The organism is Natronosalvus vescus, assembly GCF_023973145.1.
Taxonomy (GTDB): domain Archaea; phylum Halobacteriota; class Halobacteria; order Halobacteriales; family Natrialbaceae; genus Natronosalvus; species Natronosalvus vescus.
The window spans coordinates 1,536,605-1,553,615 of sequence record NZ_CP099546.1; the positions used below are offsets into that span (position 1 = coordinate 1,536,605).

The following is a 17,011-nucleotide window of genomic DNA, read 5'->3' on the forward strand; positions in this document are numbered from 1 at the left end:
GCAGCGCGAGCGGAGCGAGCGACCGTCTTCCTTCGGGTTCAAATCCCGGCGAGTCCACGACTGAACGAGCGAAGCGACGTGAAGAAGTGGACTCGCCGAACATCGCAAACTATGGGTTTGCTCAATCCAGGCGAATCCACTATTCTGCGCCACGAGCACATTCGCGAGCGGCGCAAATCGTCGGTGAAGACGGGAGTTGACTTATAAGGAACCCATGGCAGGAAAAAGTGCACTCAACAATAGAGAATCGCTATTCGTGCAGGTGCGAGCGATAGCCTTTGGGTTCGAATCCGCGCCGGCAGATAACGTGTTTGCGTCCAACGGTGATCGCACTGATCTGGTCATCCTCTTCCATCTCCTCGATGACCGCAGAGAGATGGTCTTCTTTCCACCCGGTTTCCTCGAGAATTGTCGTTTCGTCGACGCGCCCACCGCGTTTGACGAGGAGTCTGAGTACCTGATCCTCGTCACTAATGTCCCGTTTTTCGACGCCGTACTCGATCTGTTCGGCGTAACTCAACGTCTCATCGGCTGGGTGGTCGTCGGCGTGCTCGGTGGCCGTGCTCGAGTCTGTGGCGGTCGCCGATGGAGGTTGGGTCTGTGTCTGGACGTCTTCGGAACCGGTTTCCGATCCCCAGAGCGACGAGAGGCGGTCTCGAAGTGAATTGAATACCATTGTTGTGATCACCAGTTGCAGTGGATACGGATGATAGGATGTGCTCCTACCTTTCTCTTATGCTCGCAGGATTATATGTGTGTGGCGTCGGGTTCGAGGCCATGACTGTCGTCGGAGTGTACGTTACAGGCGCACGCATCAGTCAGATGATGCATATATTTGGCCCCCGCGCTCGATTCGAGGGCGACGGCATACGGATGCCGACGGCCTGCTATGCTACTGTCGGTTGCGACGGACGCGTCTCACGATCTCGTCGATGTCGAACTCGTCTTCGCTGACGTCGAACACCGTCGTCCCGTCGATCCGGACGCGAAAGACGCCGTTGTCGCCCACGACGAGCGACGCACGCTCGAGTTCGGTGCCGAACGAGCGCATCACGGCGGCCTGTACGTCGAGTGCACGGTCGAGAAAGCCACAGGGATGGCAGTATTCGATCTCGATGGACGTCATACGGTGCTCGAGGGCTTCGAGCGGGAAAGGAGTCACGACGCGCCCGCCGGAAGCTGGGTGGGTGGAGGTCGGGAATCGGTACTGGGTACTGGGTACTGGGTACTGGGTACTGGGTACTGGGTACTGGGTACTGGGTACTGGGCACTGGACACTGGGTACTGGGTGCTCGTACTCGTCACTCGCTCCTCACTACCTGCTACACGTCACTCGCAACTCGTCACTCGCTACTCGGACGACGAAGCCCGCTCGAGACGACCGTAGGACTCGATGAGGTCTGTGAGTGCGTCTGGCGTCGTGACGGAGTGGGGGGCGGTCAGCGGCGAGACACTAATCCGGCCTTCGGCCACGGCGCGGCGGTCGGTGCCGTCGGGGTCGGGGATCACGTCGGGATCCATCTCCTCCCAGACGCGGTCGTGGAGGGTGATGGCGTCGGCGTTTCGGCTCGCGTCCATTTCGTAGCGCGTCGAGGGTTGGGTGATCTCGAGCGGGGCGAGGTCGATCGGTTCGTCCGACCGTTCGGGCATGGGTGCGTTCACGTTCAGGTATGCCGCAACGTCGAAGATTCCAGCATTCAAGCCCTGTTCGGCGAGATAGCGGGTCGCATCGGCGGCGAGGGCGTAGTCTTCAGTTCTCGTTTCGATCTCGTTGAAGGCGAGATCGCCTGCGGGGACGTACAGGGAGGTGGCGATGGCCGGGATGTCGAAGAAGGCGGCTTCGACGGCCGCGCTGACGGTTCCCGAGCGGCCGAGGACGTACTCGCCGAGGTTGGCCCCTTTGTTACAGCCGGAGACGACGAGGTCGGGGCAGTCAGTCGGACACAGTTCGGAGAGACCGGCGACGACGCAGTCAGACGGCGTGCCGTGAACGGCGTACCCGAGTTCGTGGTCGGTGACCTCGACCTCGTGGGAGATCGCTCGACCGATTGCGCTCTTGTCGGTGGCAGGCGCGACGGTCGTAACGGAGCCGATTGTCGAGAGTTCGTTGTACAGCGCCCGAATCCCGGGGCTGTCGATCCCGTCGTCGTTCGTCAACAGGATCTGGAGTGAGTCGCTCATACACCTCTCTTGGCCGGACGGTCGAAAAGTCCACCGCTTGGTGGCGTCTCTCGCCGTGAGTGTGTCTGGATCTGGACTACGACTGTTGGCACAGGGACGTAGCGATCACGCCAACCGGTCGACGATGGTCTCCTCATCGACGACGAGATTGTACGCTCCTTCGTCGTCGTTCCAGAGGACGAGCACGTTCTCGAAGCTGAGGACGTCCCCATACCCCGCCTCGAGGAGAGCGCGGTTGAGCGACGTCTCCCCGGTGAGGACGGCGTAGTGATCGACGGCTTCGCTGCCGTCGCTGATCTTGAAGAGTGGGTTCGGTCGGCCACGAGCGCCGCCCCGGTGACCGCCGTGCTCGTCGTCCGGGCCAGCCTCGCTCAACGAGTGGCTGAGCTTCGCCGCCGTCAGGTCGATCCGGTTCGTTACGTGGCGTTCCATCTCGGCCATCTTCGCGCGTCCAGTTCCCTCGAGTGACAGTTCGACCCGGCGCGTCCCGTCCAGTCGAAGGATCGAGTAGGAAAACTGGACGTCAACGTTGACGAACTCGCCGGGGGTGTGGTTATCGTCGTCGTCCGGCGTCGCCTCGTCGAGTTTTCGCTGGAACGGTGGCACCTCGAGATCCGGTCTGACGTCGAACGACCAGCCGCGATCGGATGGTGTCTCGCCGGCCCAGAGGCGGACGGTCGGGCTGTAGACGGTGACGGTTCCTGTCGGTTTGGTACTGGTGTCGGGATTAGTGTCCATACTGCCAGCACCAATGCGGTCGATCTCGACCGCTCGCTCGAGACGACGCAGTTCGATGCTCGCGTTCTTGTCCGCGGGGGCCATCGCCAGCAGGGCTCCGCCGGGGGCGACCCACTCGAGCGCCTGCCGGAGGACGGCTTCGGGGTCGTCCAATTCGCTGAGGACGTTGCAGAGACAGACGAGGTCGAATTGCTCACTGGTGTCGTTGCGTCCGTTTGCATCATCTCCTTCACTATCGTCACTCGCATTTTCCCCGTCGTCGACCGAGGCCGGATCGAACGTTTCGACGGTCGTCCGGTGGACGGTCGAGTGGACGTTCGAGCCGGTTTCCTCGAGGAACGCCTCGAGTAGATCCGCACCTTCCCCCGGTTCGATCGCGTGGTACTCGAGGAGGGCGTCCTCGGGCAGATAGTCACAGAGTCCCAGCGCTGGGCCACCGACGCCGGCACCGACGTCGAGGACGCGCAACCGTCGGTCGAGGAAGCCGCGTTCGGCGAAGTCGTCGAGCGCGTACTGGATCGCCGCGTAGTAGCCGGGGAGGTGGTAGATGGCGTAGCCGGCGGCGACGTCCTCGTCGTAGGTGACCGACTGGCGTTCGAGGTACTGTGCTTTGACCCGTCGAATCGTCGACCGGAGGAGGTCGCCGGAGGCCCCCTCGTGCCAGTCGACGCCGTAGCGGTCGACGAGTTCGTCCTCGAGCCGATTGGCATACTGGTCGGGAAGCCGTCGAACTGGCTCGGGATCCGTCGCCGTCCTCGGCGGAACGGGGTCGTCCTCCACGGGAACGAACGTCCCATCCGTGCGCTCGATCAATTCCAGGTCAAGCGCTTCCTCCCGTAACACCTGCCTGACGACGGCCGGGTGGGGCGAGCCCTCGACGTAGGTGGCGATCTCCTCGGGATCGATGGGACGGACGTGCTGGAGATACCTGGCGTTCGCCCGGATCGATTCGCGCTGGTCAGTCATTGACGGTCACCTCCGGGCTCGTCGGTGGTCGCCTCCGGTGTCCGTGCGTCTTGATCGGGAGCCCCGCTCCACGTTCGAGCCGCTTCCTCGAACAGCGATTCGAACGTCGTTTCCCCGTCCTCATCTGCGGCGTCGGCGATCGCTCGAGCGGCTTCGGCCACGGCGTCGGCCCCGTCGAATGTGGTCTGGATGTCGGCGTACACTCGAGGCGTCCCGTTCGTGACGAACGTGGTGAGCCGGCGAAGCTCCTCGTAGATTGGCGTTTCGAAGCCGTCGGGAGCCGGCCTCGCAGCGAGGGCAAACGAGAGGATGGCGGCGTGGGCCGACGCCTGTACAGACTCCATCGCCCGGTCGTGTTCTTCTGCGGTCGTCTCGACGAGCCGGTTTCCGGCAGCCTCGAGCGCCGACAGTATCTGGTTGGTAACCGGCCCGCCGCGGGCCTGAACCGTCGCGATGGAGCCCGGAGCTCGTTCGGGAGCGAATAGCGGGTGGAGACTCAGCCGCTCACGCTCGGGAGCGTGTTCGGCCATCGCCTCGAGCGGCGTTTCCATCACGCCGGTCACGTCGATCAGGGCGCGTTCGGCTCGCGGGGCGTACCGTTCGATGGCGTCGGCCGCGTGTCGCATCGGGACAGCGATACAGACGGCGTCGTACCCCTCCTCGCCGTCCGGGTCACCAATCGTTCCGCCGACGGTCGCCGCTGCTCGCTCGGCTGTTTCCGGGTCGACGTCGACGAACGTGATCGCCGCCTCGACGCCGTCCGCGTCGACGAGAGTCGAACCGACCCACACACCCATCGCCCCGGCCCCGACGATTAGAACGTCCATTACACACTGCTATCGGGTGCCGTCGCAAAAGCGGTTCGATGCAGGCACTCGAGATTGTGTTTGAAACGGGGAGGCGAGCGAAGCCTCAGTGATCGTTCGCACGAGTCGACGGCTCGAGGTCGATCGGGTAGTCGGTCAGGTTCTCGTAGCCGTCCTCGGTGACGACGACGAGGTCTTCGATCCGGACGCCCCCGACAGCAGGGTCGTAGAGCCCCGGCTCGATTGTGATCACATGTCCGACCTCGAGTTCCTCGCCGACCGGCGAGATGCTCGGCCCCTCGTGGATGTCGAGGCCGACGCCGTGGCCGGTGCTGTGGATGAACCCGGTGTCGGTGCTGGAATCGCTCCGCAGAGTCGCGTACCCGGCGTCCTCGATGACGTCACAGGTCGCGTCGTGAACTTCTTTGCCGGTCACACCGGCCTCGACCGCTTCCAGTGCAGCCTCGAAGGCCTCGTGGGTGACCTCGTAGCGCCGTGTCATCTCGTCGGTCGGCGTCCCGCGACAGAACGTCCGGGTCATGTCGCCGAAGTATTTCGTCTCCTTGTCCCGCGGGAAAATGTCGATCACGATCAGTTCGTTCGCTTCGAGCGGGCCGCTCCCGCGGTCGTGGGGATCGGCGCCGTGTTCGCCACAGGCGACGATTGTCTCGTCGAGCGAACAGCCGTTTCGCAGGAGCGTGACCTCGATTTCCTCGGTGACGCGCTCGCTGGTGAGCGGTTCGCCGTCGACGACGAGAACGCCGTCTTCGATATCGGCCTCGGCGATGAGCGTTTCGGCGACGGCCATCGCCTCCTGGTTCGCTCGCTGCGTGCGGTGGATCGACTCGATCTCCTCGTCGTGTTTGACGGCGCGAACCTCGCTGACGATGCCGTCCGGTTCGACCGCGACGTCGATGCCGTGGTCGCGAAGACCGTCGGCGGTGCCAGTGGGGAAGTTTCGGGGGACGGCGATCCGTTCGACGCCGTGGTCGGCGAGGAACTGCGTGTAGACGCGAAGGCCACCTTCGTACCGGCCGTGTTCGGCGACGAGTTCCTGGGCATCGTAGTCGGCAGTTCGCGTTACGCTGTCTGCATCGGCTTCCTTGATGGCCCGGCCGTACTCGAGGCCCGAGACGAGCAGGTGGACGTCGCCATCGGCGGTGACGAGCGTCTGATAGGCGTCCGGTGCAGAAAAGCCGGACACGTAGCGCTGGTCGGAATCGCTCGCATCGTCGTCGATGAAGTAGCCGTCGACTCCTTCCGTCGTGAGATAGTTCGTGAGTGGTGAAAGATCGATCTCCATACGCGGGTGTGTGGCTGCTGACGTAATATAGCCTCGGCAAGCGGCGAGCACGTTTGCCGGATGGCTTTCGAGGACGGGATCGTTCACTCCCGCGGACGAGGAACGTTCGGGGCAGGTGTCGCGTTCGAGGTAACTGACGATTATGTCGGTCGTCGGTCGACGTTCCGTCCGTGTATTCTCTCTATTACAATACCGGTACCCCGCACAGGTGACCAACAGTATGTCCGAGAACGGTTCGAACAGTATGTCCGAGAACGGTTCGAACCAGTCGACACGCTCGAGTGGCTCGCGACGACCGTTCGTCGTGGGCGTCGGTGCCGCCGGCGTGTCGGTGGAGGTAGCCGGCGGTATCTACGGCGATAACGGCGACCGTGAGGTGACGGTCACGTTCGGGTTCGATCCGGACGCGGCGAACCAGCTCGGCGAGGCACCGTTCGGAACGGACGCGAAATCGACCTGTCGGAACCGAATTGGTTCACAAGCGCGAACTCGTCACACTCGTCTCCTACGGCGGCCTGACGACCCTGTTCTGCTTCTGGATCTACGGCATCGTCACTTTCGTCCTCGACGTCAAAAACAGGATTATTCTTGGAATCAGGCAGTACCGTCGGGGGCGGCCACGGTGCCGTGAGACGCGAGAACGAACACGAGAACGGAAAAAATCGAGAACCGTACTCCAAGAACGTGAAGAACGAGAACTGTACTGATCGCTCACTCGAAGTACCGAGACGGAGATGGATGCGACCAGTGACCTGATACATGATGAACGATCCGCCACCAGCCTCGATCCGAGCCGGTATCGTCGGCCTCGGGAACATCGGTCAGTACCACACGGAGCGACTGCTCGATCATGGCATCGAGCTCGTCGGTGGGATGGACGTCTCTGCCGACGCTCGAGAGAGCTTCGGCCGTCGGTATGGCGTCGAGGCCTACGACGATCACGAGGAACTGTACGACGAAACTGACGCGATCATCGTCACGACCCCCAACAAGTTCCACGAACAGTACACCGTGGACGCCCTCGATCGCGGCGTCCACGTCCTGGTCGAAAAACCACTCGCCCACTCCCTCGAGAGCGCCCAGCGAATCGTCGACGCCGAAGCCGCTAGCGACGCCGTCTGCATGGTCGGGTTCAACAATCGATTCCTGAACACCGTTCAGATCGTCAAAAACCGGATCGACCGTGGCGACCTCGGGGAGGTGACCCACGTCGAGGCCAACTACATTCGTCGCCGAGGCGTCCCCGGTCGCGGGTCGTGGTTTACACGCCAGGCTGTCGCCGGCGGCGGCGCACTGATCGACCTCGGGGTGCACGCCATCGATCTGGCGATGTACGTTCTCGGCTATCCAGAGGTGACCGAAGTCAGCGGCGTCACACGCACCGAGTTCGGTTCGCGGAGCGATTACGCGTATCTCGAGATGTGGGGTGAAGACGCAGGACCGGAAGCGTTCGACGTCGACGACTCGGCGAGCGCGTTCATCCGGTGTGCCGACAATCGATCGATCGCCCTCGAGGTCGCCTGGGCGACGAATCGACCGGCAGCGCACAATTTCATCGTCCGCGGGACGGAAGCCGCCGCCGAATTCGATCTCATGGAGGGTGATCTGTCCGTTTACTCGGCCAGTTCGGACGGGCCGAACCACCTCGAGGATACCTCAGTGAAGGCCGCTCACAACGACACGCACGCCGACGAGCAGCGAGCGTTTTTCGAGGCTATTGCGACCGGTCAGCACCACAACGAGAGCATCGAAGAGGCGTTCACCGTTCAGCAGATCATCCACTACATCTACCGCTCGAGCACGGAGGGACGGACTGTTCCGCTCGAAAAGTGAGCCTCGAGGGGCGGAACCGGTTTGCCTCGCGTCGCAACTGCCAGGCGCTGGAAAATCGTTGCGGGCAGCGCCGCAGGAAGTGCCGTCGTCACCCGTCTTTATTTTGGACGGGACCGTTGAGCCGCTTGTATGGATATTGGCGTACACACTCCACCATTGTACGGTGAATCACTCGAGGACGCCCTTGCCTACCTCTCCGATCACGGCGTGAGCGCGATCGAACCCGGCGTCGGCGGTTTTCCGGGCGACACGCACCTGCCTCGGGAGGAGTATCTCGACGACGACGATGCACAGGCCGAGTTACACGACCTGCTCACGGAGTACGAGATGCGCATCAGCGCGCTCGCAACCCACAACAATCCGCTCCACCCGGACGACGAGCGGGCCGCCCACGACGACGCCGAACTCCGGGAGGCGATCCGGCTGGCCGACCAACTCGAGGTCGGTACCGTCACGTGTTTCTCGGGCCTACCGGCTGGCGGCCCCGAGGACGACGTCCCCAACTGGATCACCGCGCCGTGGCCGAGTGAGCACGCCGATGCCCACGAGTACCAGTGGGAGGTTGCCGTCGACTACTGGGACGACCTCGCGGCGTTCGCCGACGACCACGCGGTCGATTTAGCGATCGAAATGCACCCGAACATGCTCGTCTACGAGCCCACCGGCCTGCGCCGACTGCGGGCGGAAACGAACGAACGCATCGGTGCCAACTTCGATCCCTCACACCTCTACTGGCAGGCGATTTCGATCACCGACGCGATTCGTTTCCTCGGCGAGGACGACGCTATCCACCACTTCCACGCCAAAGACACGCGGGTGTACGAGGAACAGTCCCGCGTGAAAGGTGTCCTCGACACCACGGCCTACGACGACGAACCCAACCGATCCTGGCTGTTCCGGTCGGTCGGCTACGGCCACGGCGAGGAACACTGGAAGGACATCGTCTCGACGTTGCGGATGGTCGGCTACGACGGCGCGCTAAGTATCGAGCACGAAGACTCCCTGACGAGTTCGAAAGAGGGGCTCGAGAAGGCGATCGAACTGCTCGAGCGAGCGATCTTCGAAGAAATGCCCGGTGAGGCCTACTGGGCGGAGTGAGCGTCGGTCGCTCTCCACGAGCCGTCGTCACTCCCTCCGGTCGCCGTCACTCCTTCCAGCCGCCAATACTCCCCCGATCTTCCGTCACTCTCCACGAGCTATCTTGAACATCTCGAGCGCCCGTTCGCGACGCTCGCCGTGATCGACGATCGGATCCGGATACTCGGGCGCGAGTTCGCGTCGGCGGTCGTCCGCGAGATCAGGCCAGGCGTGAATCTCCTCGGGCGGAACCCCCTGTAGCTCCGGGACGTACCGAGTGATGTACTCGGCGTCGGGATCGTATTTCTCCCCCTGAGTCGTCGGATTGAATATCCGAAAGTACGGCTGGGCGTCGGTGCCCGTCGAGGCCGCCCACTGCCAGCCACCGGTGTCGTTCGACGTATCGTGATCGACGAGGTGGCGTCGGTACCAGTCGTAACCCGCCCGCCAGTCGATCAACAGATCCTTCGTGAGAAACGAGGCGACGATCATACGGACGCGGTTGTGTACCCATCCCTCCGCCAGTAACTGGCGCATCCCGGCGTCGACGATCGGATAGCCGGTTTTACCGGCTTTCCAGGCCTCGAGTTCCGCTGGGTCGTTTCGCCACTCGATCTCGTTTTGGTAGCCGGAGAAGTTCTCGGAGACGACCGACGGATTGAACGCCAGCACGTGGGCGTAAAACTCCCGCCAGGCCAGTTGTTGTCGAAACGTATCGACCCCCTCTCTGTCGGCGTCGCTCGTCGCGTCTTCCCATGCCCGCTCGGTCAACGCGTACAGCGCCCGAATCCCGATCGTCCCGTACTTCAGGTCGACCGAGAGTTGGGACGTTGCCTCGGCGGCCGGATAATCGCGTTCGTCCGCGTATCGGTAGATCGTTCCGTCCGCCAGACAAAACGCCGTCGCCCGGTCTCGAGCCGCTTCGGGCGTAACCGTCGGTACCGATGCGCTGGGTTCCTCGAACTCGAGTTCCGAACGCGTCGGCAGTGGGTCGCCGGAGACGTCGGCCAGTGCTGACGCTGGCGGCGAGTCGACGGGTGCGGCTTTCTCTCGATCTCGCCACTTCTTCCAGAAGTACGTGAACACCGAGTAGTGGCTTCCTTCGTTCGTCGTAATCGACCCTGGCTCGTGACAGATGGCGTCGTGAACCGTCTCGTACTCGATTCCGTCCTCCTCGAGGGCGGCGACGACGGCGCGGTCTCGGTCACGCCCGAGGCCACTGTAGTCCTCGTTCCAGGTGACGGTCGACGCCTCGAACTGATCCACGAGGTCGGGTATCACGCCACTGGACTCTCCACGGGCGACGACGAGGTCGCTCCCCTGCTCGCGGTACCACTCGGCCAGCGCCTCGAGTGCCTCCAGGAGACAGGCGACGCGCACTGGCGAGGCGTGCTCGAGGATCGTCGGGTCAAAGACGAAAACGGGGACGACCGGTTCCTCACTGTCGCTGGCTGTGGCGAGAGCCCGATTGTCCCGCCATCGTAGATCACGACGGTGCCAGTGGATGTGCATGGGTGCTCTGTACGGTCATAATCGTGAAACGATCTGGGTCGCGGCGAACGTGTTACGGCGAGTGCTTCACTGTGGGCTTCGCCGACGGTGCGCCCGAAGGAACGTAACGAGGGAGTGTCGAAGCCCCTCGAGGCTGTAGTTGACGCCGACGTAGACGCTAATCACCGCGAGAATGGTTCCGGCGACGACGTCCGAGAACCAGTGGATGCCGAGATACATCGTCGCAACCATCACGCCCAGGGCGAGAAATCCGGAGAGGATCGTCCACAGTGGATACTCATCGCGGGTGACCCAGGCGAGCAAGAACACCGTGACCGAGAGCGAGGTGTGCAGCGACGGGAACACGTTGGTGTTCTGGTTCACCTCGTTCGTCAGGAACCTGGACTGCGGATGGGCTTCGTACAGCACAGGGATCACTTCGATCGCGAGGATGTTTCGCGGGCCGTAGGCAATGAAGAGCGTGTAAAAAAGCAATCCCAGCGCGTAGTTGACGGTGAACGCGAGGACGAGCGAGGAGAACCGATCCATTCTCCGGAGCGAAAAGTACGCGATAAACGGGAACAACAACAGGAAGGCGTAGCCATGGATGTAGATAAAGACGAAAAACGAGGACAAGAGGTCCGTTTCGAGCGCCTGGAGGATGACGACCGGATTCTGACCGAAGAGTTCCCCCTCGAACTTTTCGATCTGGGAGGTAATCTCCCGCCCGACGACGCGAAACTGAAGCCAATGGATGAGATCCTGGTTCCACCAGCGGAAAAAGAGAACGCTGCCAAGTGCGGCGAGCGGAAGCGCCATCGCTCGAGCACGCCATCGAAAGCCTCGAGCCGCGTGGATGAATCTATCGGGGCCGACGATGACTAACGTCGCGACGACGAGCATCGTCCCCACGATAAGGGCGAGTTCGCGGATGACTCCCTCGAGGGCCATATCGTGTAACCTACGTGCTCGAAGGGATTAAAGGAACCCCTTCGTTACGTGCTGGTGGTCTCGAACCCAGCTACAGGGTCGTGGTGGAACTGTTCGACCCGCGCTCTGAAGATGGTGTGGAACTATTCGATCCGTAAACCGAAGTGACAAATATATCTGCATGGGCGATGCTATTCGACTAACTCGTCGTTGACGTAGTTGTATCCTGCCTCCTCGAACAGTTCACGCGTGAGATCCGTGTCGAGATCCCCGTCGCTTCCGGGAAAACTGTAGTCACTTGCTGGGTGTGGACTGTCCCAATCCTGTCGGCGCACGCCGACGAACGAGCTATGCGTATCCGGAATGGCCGCGTGCCCATCGAAGAACGCCTCGACGACGTGCTCCCTATCGACGAGTCGGGAAACCACTCCCCTGAACCGTCGGTTTCCGAGCGACGCGTGTCGGAGGTTGTACCCGATCATGTAGAACGCGCTCGTTTCTCGTTTGACCCGTTGGATCTCCTCCTCGGAGTCGATATCCTCGAACCGGTCGATGGGGAGTTCGTTGCCGATGATGTCGATGTCGCCATCGCGAAGCGCATCCAGGGCGGCCCCCGCGTTCGGCAGCACTTGATACTGTAGCCCGTCGAAACTGGTCTCATCGTTATCCTGTGTCGTTCCCGACGAATCCTCACGTTGCCTGGTCTCCGTCTCGGTGTCCGTGTCGTTGTCATCCGTGTCCGCTCCCGCCCCCTCATCATCAGGTTCGTCGTCCCCGGTTTCATCGTCACCGGGCTCGCCGTCCCCGGTTTCGTCGCCGGGTTCGTCGTCATCAGGTTCGTCGTCCGACCGAAGAAACACGTGATCGTCGAATAGCTCGAGTGTGAGCGACTCGTTCTCTTCACTGTCTACGTAGCGGAACAGTCCCGAACCGACTGGTTCGTCGTTATCCCAGGTGAGGGCTTCGGTACGGTGGTCACCGTCCAGGTCAGTACGCTCGTTCCAGATGTGTGCCGGCAGGAGCGGGATCGTAAACCCCCAGGTGGCGACTTCCTGTGACGCAGTGCCAAATGAGACGCGTACCGTTCGTCCGTCTATCACCGTCGTCTCTTCGATCAAGGATTGGCGACCACGGTAGCGTGGAGCCGTCACCGGACTCTCTGCCTCGCCCATTGAGGTGTCGGCCAGGAACGCCGTCGTAAACTTGACGTCATCGGCGTCTATCGGTTCGCCGTCGTGCCACTGGAGATCATCGCGGAGGGTAACGGTTGCCTCCACGGTACGTCCGGACTGTCCCCACTCGATCGACTCAGCGAGCCACAGCTGGTATTCGTCGTCGACCTTCCGAACCAGCGGATCGTACAACAGATCGAGAATCACGCTCACGTCGCTCAGATCGACGGCGATGGGGTTGAGCCGACCGATCAATTGCTGACCGAAGAGACCGATTCGAAGCGGTCGTTCGGCGGCCTCCTCCGATGGTGCGTTCGACACTGCCTCGAGGAACTCCTGTGGCGTGTTTGGAACGATGGCCGTCGGAAGCTCCGACCGAACGGCACCCAGGTGATCGTGGTATGCAACGACGGTGTAGGGTGCCATGTCATCATCGACGAGATACGAAAACAGGTCGTTATAGATTGCCTCTCGTTCGGTGCCGGCAGCCTGTCGTTGGTCATCCAGATAGTCGTCGGCAGTCGGATCGGAGAAACTGAACGGATTCTGCCAGCCCTGTTCGCCGACGTAATCTGAGTGCAACAACGACCGAAGCGAGTCGACCTCTTCGATGCCTGGATAGCGCATGACGAAGAGGTCGTAATCGCGTTCTATCAGCACCTCGCGGTGCAGTTCGGGCTCGTCCATCGCGATATGGTCGGTGTCGATGCCGGCCGCTCGAAGCGACTCGGTAAGGTGGTTCGCGATTCTGGCGGCTTTCAGGTCGTCGTCCGCGGGAACGGTTTTTAGCTGGAGGGCGATCTGTTCGGGCGCGGTGTTCTCAGCGCGCGACCAGACGTACTCCGAGCAGCCAGCGAGAACACCGCTACTGGCCATTCCGAGGGTGGCCAGGAGCTGTCGCCGACGAACTCGATCATCCATTACGTGAGTGATTAACCACCGCTCAGTATATGACTTTCTACTGAATCGACATCATTTCTGAACGGGATCGGTTCGACACTATAGTAGCCACTGTAAATCATTGAACACCTGTTCGCTAGATGTATCGTCGATCAGTGTGTGTACCGGTTCAGTTGTTCCTATAGCCAAAACCGGTTCTCGTCTCACCGACACCGAGACAATCAACGTTAAGAACGTTGACTGTGTATTTCTCCGTGTGAATGTGTGACGCAATACGGAGTGGCTGGCGATGACGACTGAACAGTATCACGTCGACGGCGACGTTGCCCTCGTGACCGGGGCCTCGAGCGGGATCGGTCGTGCCATCGCTGAGCGCTTCGCTGACGACGGCGTCGACGTCGTGATCTGTTCGCGAGAGCAAGATCGGGTCGACGAGGTGGCGAATGCCATCGCCGAAAGCGACCGGCCGGGTTCCGCTCTCGCCGTCGAATGCGACGTCACTGAGCACGACGCCGTCGACGCGCTCACCGAAACCACTGTCGATGAGTTCGGCGAACTGGACGTCCTCGTGAACAACGCGGGTGCCAGCTTCATGGCCGACTTCGACGGCATTAGCGAAAACGGCTGGCAAACCATCGTCGACATCAATCTGACCGGCACCTACCGGTGTACCCACGCCGCTGCCGATCACCTGAAGGATGGCGGTGGTATCGTGGTCAACCTCTCGAGCGTGGCGGGAATCCAGGGGGCACCCTACATGAGTCACTACGCGGCGGCGAAAGCCGGCGTCAACGCGTTGACTGCCTCGCTCGGCTTCGAGTGGGCGAGCGAGGGCGTACGCGTCAACGCCATCGCCCCCGGCTTCGTCGCGACCGAGGGGATCGAGACACAGATGGGGATCAGCGCCGCGGACGTCGATCGGGACGCCCTCGACAGACGCATGGGTACCGTCGAGGAGATCGCCGACGTCGCCCAGTTCCTCGCCAGTCCAGCCGCCTCCTACATCGTCGGACAGACCCTTGAGGTCGCCGGGAAGCCGGCGATCATGGAGGAACCAACCGTTTGACCAGTTGAGAGCTACTGATGACAGCAAAAACGCTTCATTTGCCCGTCGCCGCACAGCCGTCCGTTGAATCGATCGTTGACATCGCTAAACGAGGTGAACAACGCGGATACGAACGCGCCTGGCTTCCAGAAACGTGGGGGCGAGACGCCGTCACCGTCTTGACCCGGATCGCCAGCGAAACCGACGAGATCGGGATTGGCCCCAGCATTGCCAACGTCTACTCGCGCTCACCAGCCCTGCTCGGCCAGACTGCGGCGACCCTCCAGGAGGTCTCCGACGGCCGGATGCGACTCGGGATCGGGCCGAGCGGCCCCGCCGTCATCGAAGGGTGGCACGGCGTCGACTTCGACCGCCCGCTTCGACGCACCCGGGAGTACGTCGATATCGTCCGCGCGGTGACGTCCGGTGAGACGCTCTACTACGACGGTGACATCTTCTCGCTGGCCGGATTTCGACTTCGCTGTGATCCACCGGAGACGCCGATCCCGATCGACGTCGCCGGCATGGGCCCGAAATCGGTCGAGTTAGCCGGCCGATTCGGCGACGGCTGGCACGCGATCGTGTTCACCCCCGAGGGAATGAAGAACCGACTCGAGGATCTCCGACGCGGCATCGAACTCGGCGAGCGCGACCCAAACGACGTCCGGGTGACGCTCTCGGTGACGGCCTGTGCCCTCGAGGACGGCGATCGAGCCCGTGAGCTGGCACGCCAGCATCTGGCCTTCTACGTTGCGGCGATGGGGACGTACTACCGCGAATCGCTCGCTCGGCAAGGCTACGAGGAGGAGGCCAACGAAATCGCGGCTGCCTGGTCGAGCGGCGAGCAGGAACGAGCCTGTTCGCTCATCCCGGACGAACTGCTCGACGATCTGGGTGCGGCCGGCACGCCGGAGCGCGCCCGAGCGGAACTCGAGAAGTTCGAGGCAATCGACGGCGTCGATTCGATCGCCGTCGGATTCCCGCGGGGGGCGACGACGGCAGAGATCGAGTCGACGATCGATGCGCTCGCGCCGAACCGGTAACGAGAATCGAGACTTACTCCGACTCCGACGGGCGAAGAACGCCATCGACGGTCGATCTGAACCAGTCGTTCTCCCGGTACCAGAGCCAGAAGCCGGCCCCGGCGGTTGCCAGCGAGCCGACGACGACACCGATCACCGAGGCGGTGTAGGAACCGGATCCGCTACCCGTGACCGACGCGACGTTTGCAGGGTTGTCGTGGAGGAGAAAGAAGTACACGACGAACCAGCAGGTCGCTGCTGCCGAACCGGCGAGCAAGGGTGCTCCGTAATCGTAGTTTTTGAGCCAGATGAGAGCCATGCCGACGAGCGGTGCGAGATAGCCGACGAGCACCAGAAACTCGACCTGGCTCTCGGTAAAGCTCACGGTGGCCATCGACTGTGAAAGTGCGAACATGCCACCGCCGAGGAGATGAACTACGAACGGGACGGTCACGATGAGTCGTCGATCCACGTGACACTCTGGCTGCTTGATGGGCTTAACTGTTGTCGCCGTTGAGGTGTGTGACGGTTCGACTCGAGTGCGACCGCTGGCAGTGATTGTGGAGACCGAGACCACTACACTCAGGTAGCCGGCAACGGACGATCAGGTATGGGAATCGTCCGACTCTCAGTCGGCGGTGGGACGCCCGAGGGGATGAACAGCGCGTACCTCGTCGACGGTCGCGTGCTCGTCGACCCCGGGCCGCCGACCGACGGCGCCTGGGAGGAACTTCGAAGCGGACTCGAGTCCCGTCTCGAGCGCCTCACCGACCTCGAGTACGTCGTCTGTACCCACTGGCACGCCGACCACGTCGGCCTCGCACCGCGGCTGGCTGACGCCGCCGGGGCCACCATCGCTATAGGGGCGGGTGATGCGCCACTTCTCGGGGAATACGGCTCCGAACGTGAGCGTCGCCTCGAGCGAGACGCCAACGCGATGCGTGTCTGGGGCGTACCCGCTAAAACGATTGCGAGCGTCACCGACGGCGACCGACCCTCCCCGGTACCGGTTCGCTGTGACGTCAGTCCGCTCGAGGCGGGAGACGAACTCGCCGGAGCAACGGTACTCGAGACGCCAGGTCATACGGCGGGACACATTGCCCTCGAAATGGGCACAGACCACGCGCTCATGGTCGGAGACGCCGTGTTGCCGACGTACACGCCAAACGTCGGGGGCAGCGACACCCGATTGCGGGGGACGGATCCACTCGGCACGTACCTCGAGACGCTCGACCGAATCGAATCCCGCGAGGGCGTCGATGACGGATCGGTCGCGCTACTCCCCGGTCACGGCTCGACGTGTTCGTCCAATCGCCTCGAGACGATTCGCGACCATCACCGAGAACGAACCGTTCGCGTTCGGGAGGCTCTCGGTAAACTCGGATCGTCGACGCCCTGGGACGTGGCTATCCACCTGTTCGGATCGCTCGAGGGAATCCACACCAAATTCGGGGCCGGCGAGGCCGCAGCGCACCTCGAGTACCTCGAACGAGAATCGGTCGTTGCTCGCGATTCAGACGGCACCTACTGGCTCGTCGAGTCCTGAT

The 17,011-nt window shown here is 62.4% G+C and carries 16 protein-coding genes; 6 read left to right on the forward strand and 10 right to left on the reverse strand.

Translation table 11 applies throughout. The annotated features are described in order from the left end of the window. Nucleotides 1–250: 250 nt before the first annotated feature. From NGM68_RS07350 to NGM68_RS07375, 6 genes are all read right to left on the reverse strand, one after another. On the reverse strand, nt 251–676 hold the full coding sequence (locus tag NGM68_RS07350) for a helix-turn-helix transcriptional regulator (RefSeq protein ID WP_252700997.1): 426 nt from the start codon (nt 674–676) through the stop codon (nt 251–253). Between the two features lie 216 nt (nt 677–892). After that, nucleotides 893–1,126 (reverse strand): Rdx family protein, encoded by a 234-nt coding sequence (locus NGM68_RS07355; protein WP_252700998.1) that lies wholly within the window; start codon nt 1,124–1,126, stop codon nt 893–895. A 224-nt stretch (nt 1,127–1,350) separates the two neighbouring features. Beyond that, entirely contained in the window at nt 1,351–2,181 is an 831-nt protein-coding gene (gene surE, locus NGM68_RS07360) for a 5'/3'-nucleotidase SurE (protein WP_252700999.1), read from the reverse strand. 105 nt (nt 2,182–2,286) lie between these two features. Then, on the reverse strand, nt 2,287–3,885 hold the full coding sequence (locus tag NGM68_RS07365) for a small ribosomal subunit Rsm22 family protein (protein WP_252701000.1): 1,599 nt from the start codon (nt 3,883–3,885) through the stop codon (nt 2,287–2,289). After that, nucleotides 3,882–4,712: a prephenate dehydrogenase/arogenate dehydrogenase family protein gene (locus NGM68_RS07370; protein WP_252701001.1), complete on the reverse strand. Its 831-nt coding sequence runs from the start codon at nt 4,710–4,712 to the stop codon at nt 3,882–3,884. The genes NGM68_RS07365 and NGM68_RS07370 overlap by 4 nt, the downstream gene beginning before the upstream one ends. 85 nt (nt 4,713–4,797) lie before the next feature. Continuing rightward, complete coding sequence (locus tag NGM68_RS07375; RefSeq protein ID WP_252701002.1) at nt 4,798–5,994, reverse strand: M24 family metallopeptidase; 1,197 nt, start codon at nt 5,992–5,994, stop codon at nt 4,798–4,800. 470 nt (nt 5,995–6,464) lie between these two features. Between NGM68_RS07375 and NGM68_RS18395 the strand changes: the two genes are divergently transcribed. The 3 genes from NGM68_RS18395 to NGM68_RS07385 all read left to right on the forward strand — a co-directional run bounded on the left by NGM68_RS18395 (nt 6,465) and on the right by NGM68_RS07385 (nt 8,925). After that, nucleotides 6,465–6,701, forward strand: a complete 237-nt coding sequence (locus tag NGM68_RS18395; RefSeq protein ID WP_484549502.1) for a DUF8005 family protein — start codon at nt 6,465–6,467, stop codon at nt 6,699–6,701. Nucleotides 6,702–6,753: 52 nt separating this feature from the next. Next, nucleotides 6,754–7,827, forward strand: coding sequence for a Gfo/Idh/MocA family protein (locus NGM68_RS07380; RefSeq protein ID WP_252701003.1), 1,074 nt, complete (start codon nt 6,754–6,756; stop codon nt 7,825–7,827). Nucleotides 7,828–7,956: 129 nt separating this feature from the next. After that, nucleotides 7,957–8,925 (forward strand): sugar phosphate isomerase/epimerase family protein, encoded by a 969-nt coding sequence (locus NGM68_RS07385; RefSeq protein ID WP_252701004.1) that lies wholly within the window; start codon nt 7,957–7,959, stop codon nt 8,923–8,925. A gap of 84 nt (nt 8,926–9,009) precedes the next feature. Here NGM68_RS07385 and NGM68_RS07390 read toward each other — a convergent pair whose 3' ends face one another. The 3 genes from NGM68_RS07390 to NGM68_RS07400 all read right to left on the reverse strand — a co-directional run bounded on the left by NGM68_RS07390 (nt 9,010) and on the right by NGM68_RS07400 (nt 13,418). Further along, entirely contained in the window at nt 9,010–10,416 is a 1,407-nt protein-coding gene (locus NGM68_RS07390) for a cryptochrome/photolyase family protein (RefSeq protein WP_252701005.1), read from the reverse strand. A 66-nt stretch (nt 10,417–10,482) separates the two neighbouring features. Beyond that, on the reverse strand, nt 10,483–11,346 hold the full coding sequence (locus NGM68_RS07395) for a phosphatase PAP2 family protein (RefSeq protein ID WP_252701006.1): 864 nt from the start codon (nt 11,344–11,346) through the stop codon (nt 10,483–10,485). A gap of 170 nt (nt 11,347–11,516) precedes the next feature. After that, a complete protein-coding gene (locus NGM68_RS07400) occupies nt 11,517–13,418 on the reverse strand; it encodes an ABC transporter substrate-binding protein (protein WP_252701007.1) in 1,902 nt (633 codons plus the stop codon). 268 nt (nt 13,419–13,686) lie between these two features. On the opposite strand from NGM68_RS07400, the gene NGM68_RS07405 reads away from it, so the two are divergent. Together NGM68_RS07405 and NGM68_RS07410 are read left to right on the forward strand one after the other, a co-directional pair. Further along, the gene (locus NGM68_RS07405; protein WP_252701008.1) at nt 13,687–14,463 is read left to right on the forward strand and encodes an SDR family NAD(P)-dependent oxidoreductase; all 777 of its coding nucleotides are present in this window, start codon (nt 13,687–13,689) and stop codon (nt 14,461–14,463) included. Nucleotides 14,464–14,480: 17 nt separating this feature from the next. Further along, entirely contained in the window at nt 14,481–15,485 is a 1,005-nt protein-coding gene (locus NGM68_RS07410) for a TIGR04024 family LLM class F420-dependent oxidoreductase (RefSeq protein WP_252701009.1), read from the forward strand. 13 nt (nt 15,486–15,498) lie between these two features. On the opposite strand, the gene NGM68_RS07415 is transcribed toward NGM68_RS07410, so the two are convergent. Continuing rightward, entirely contained in the window at nt 15,499–15,936 is a 438-nt protein-coding gene (locus tag NGM68_RS07415; RefSeq protein WP_252701010.1) for a hypothetical protein, read from the reverse strand. A 138-nt stretch (nt 15,937–16,074) separates the two neighbouring features. Here NGM68_RS07415 and NGM68_RS07420 point away from each other — a divergent pair, with 138 nt between their 5' ends. Then, a complete protein-coding gene (locus tag NGM68_RS07420) occupies nt 16,075–17,010 on the forward strand; it encodes an MBL fold metallo-hydrolase (RefSeq protein ID WP_252701011.1) in 936 nt (311 codons plus the stop codon). Nucleotide 17,011: the final 1 nt, after the last annotated feature.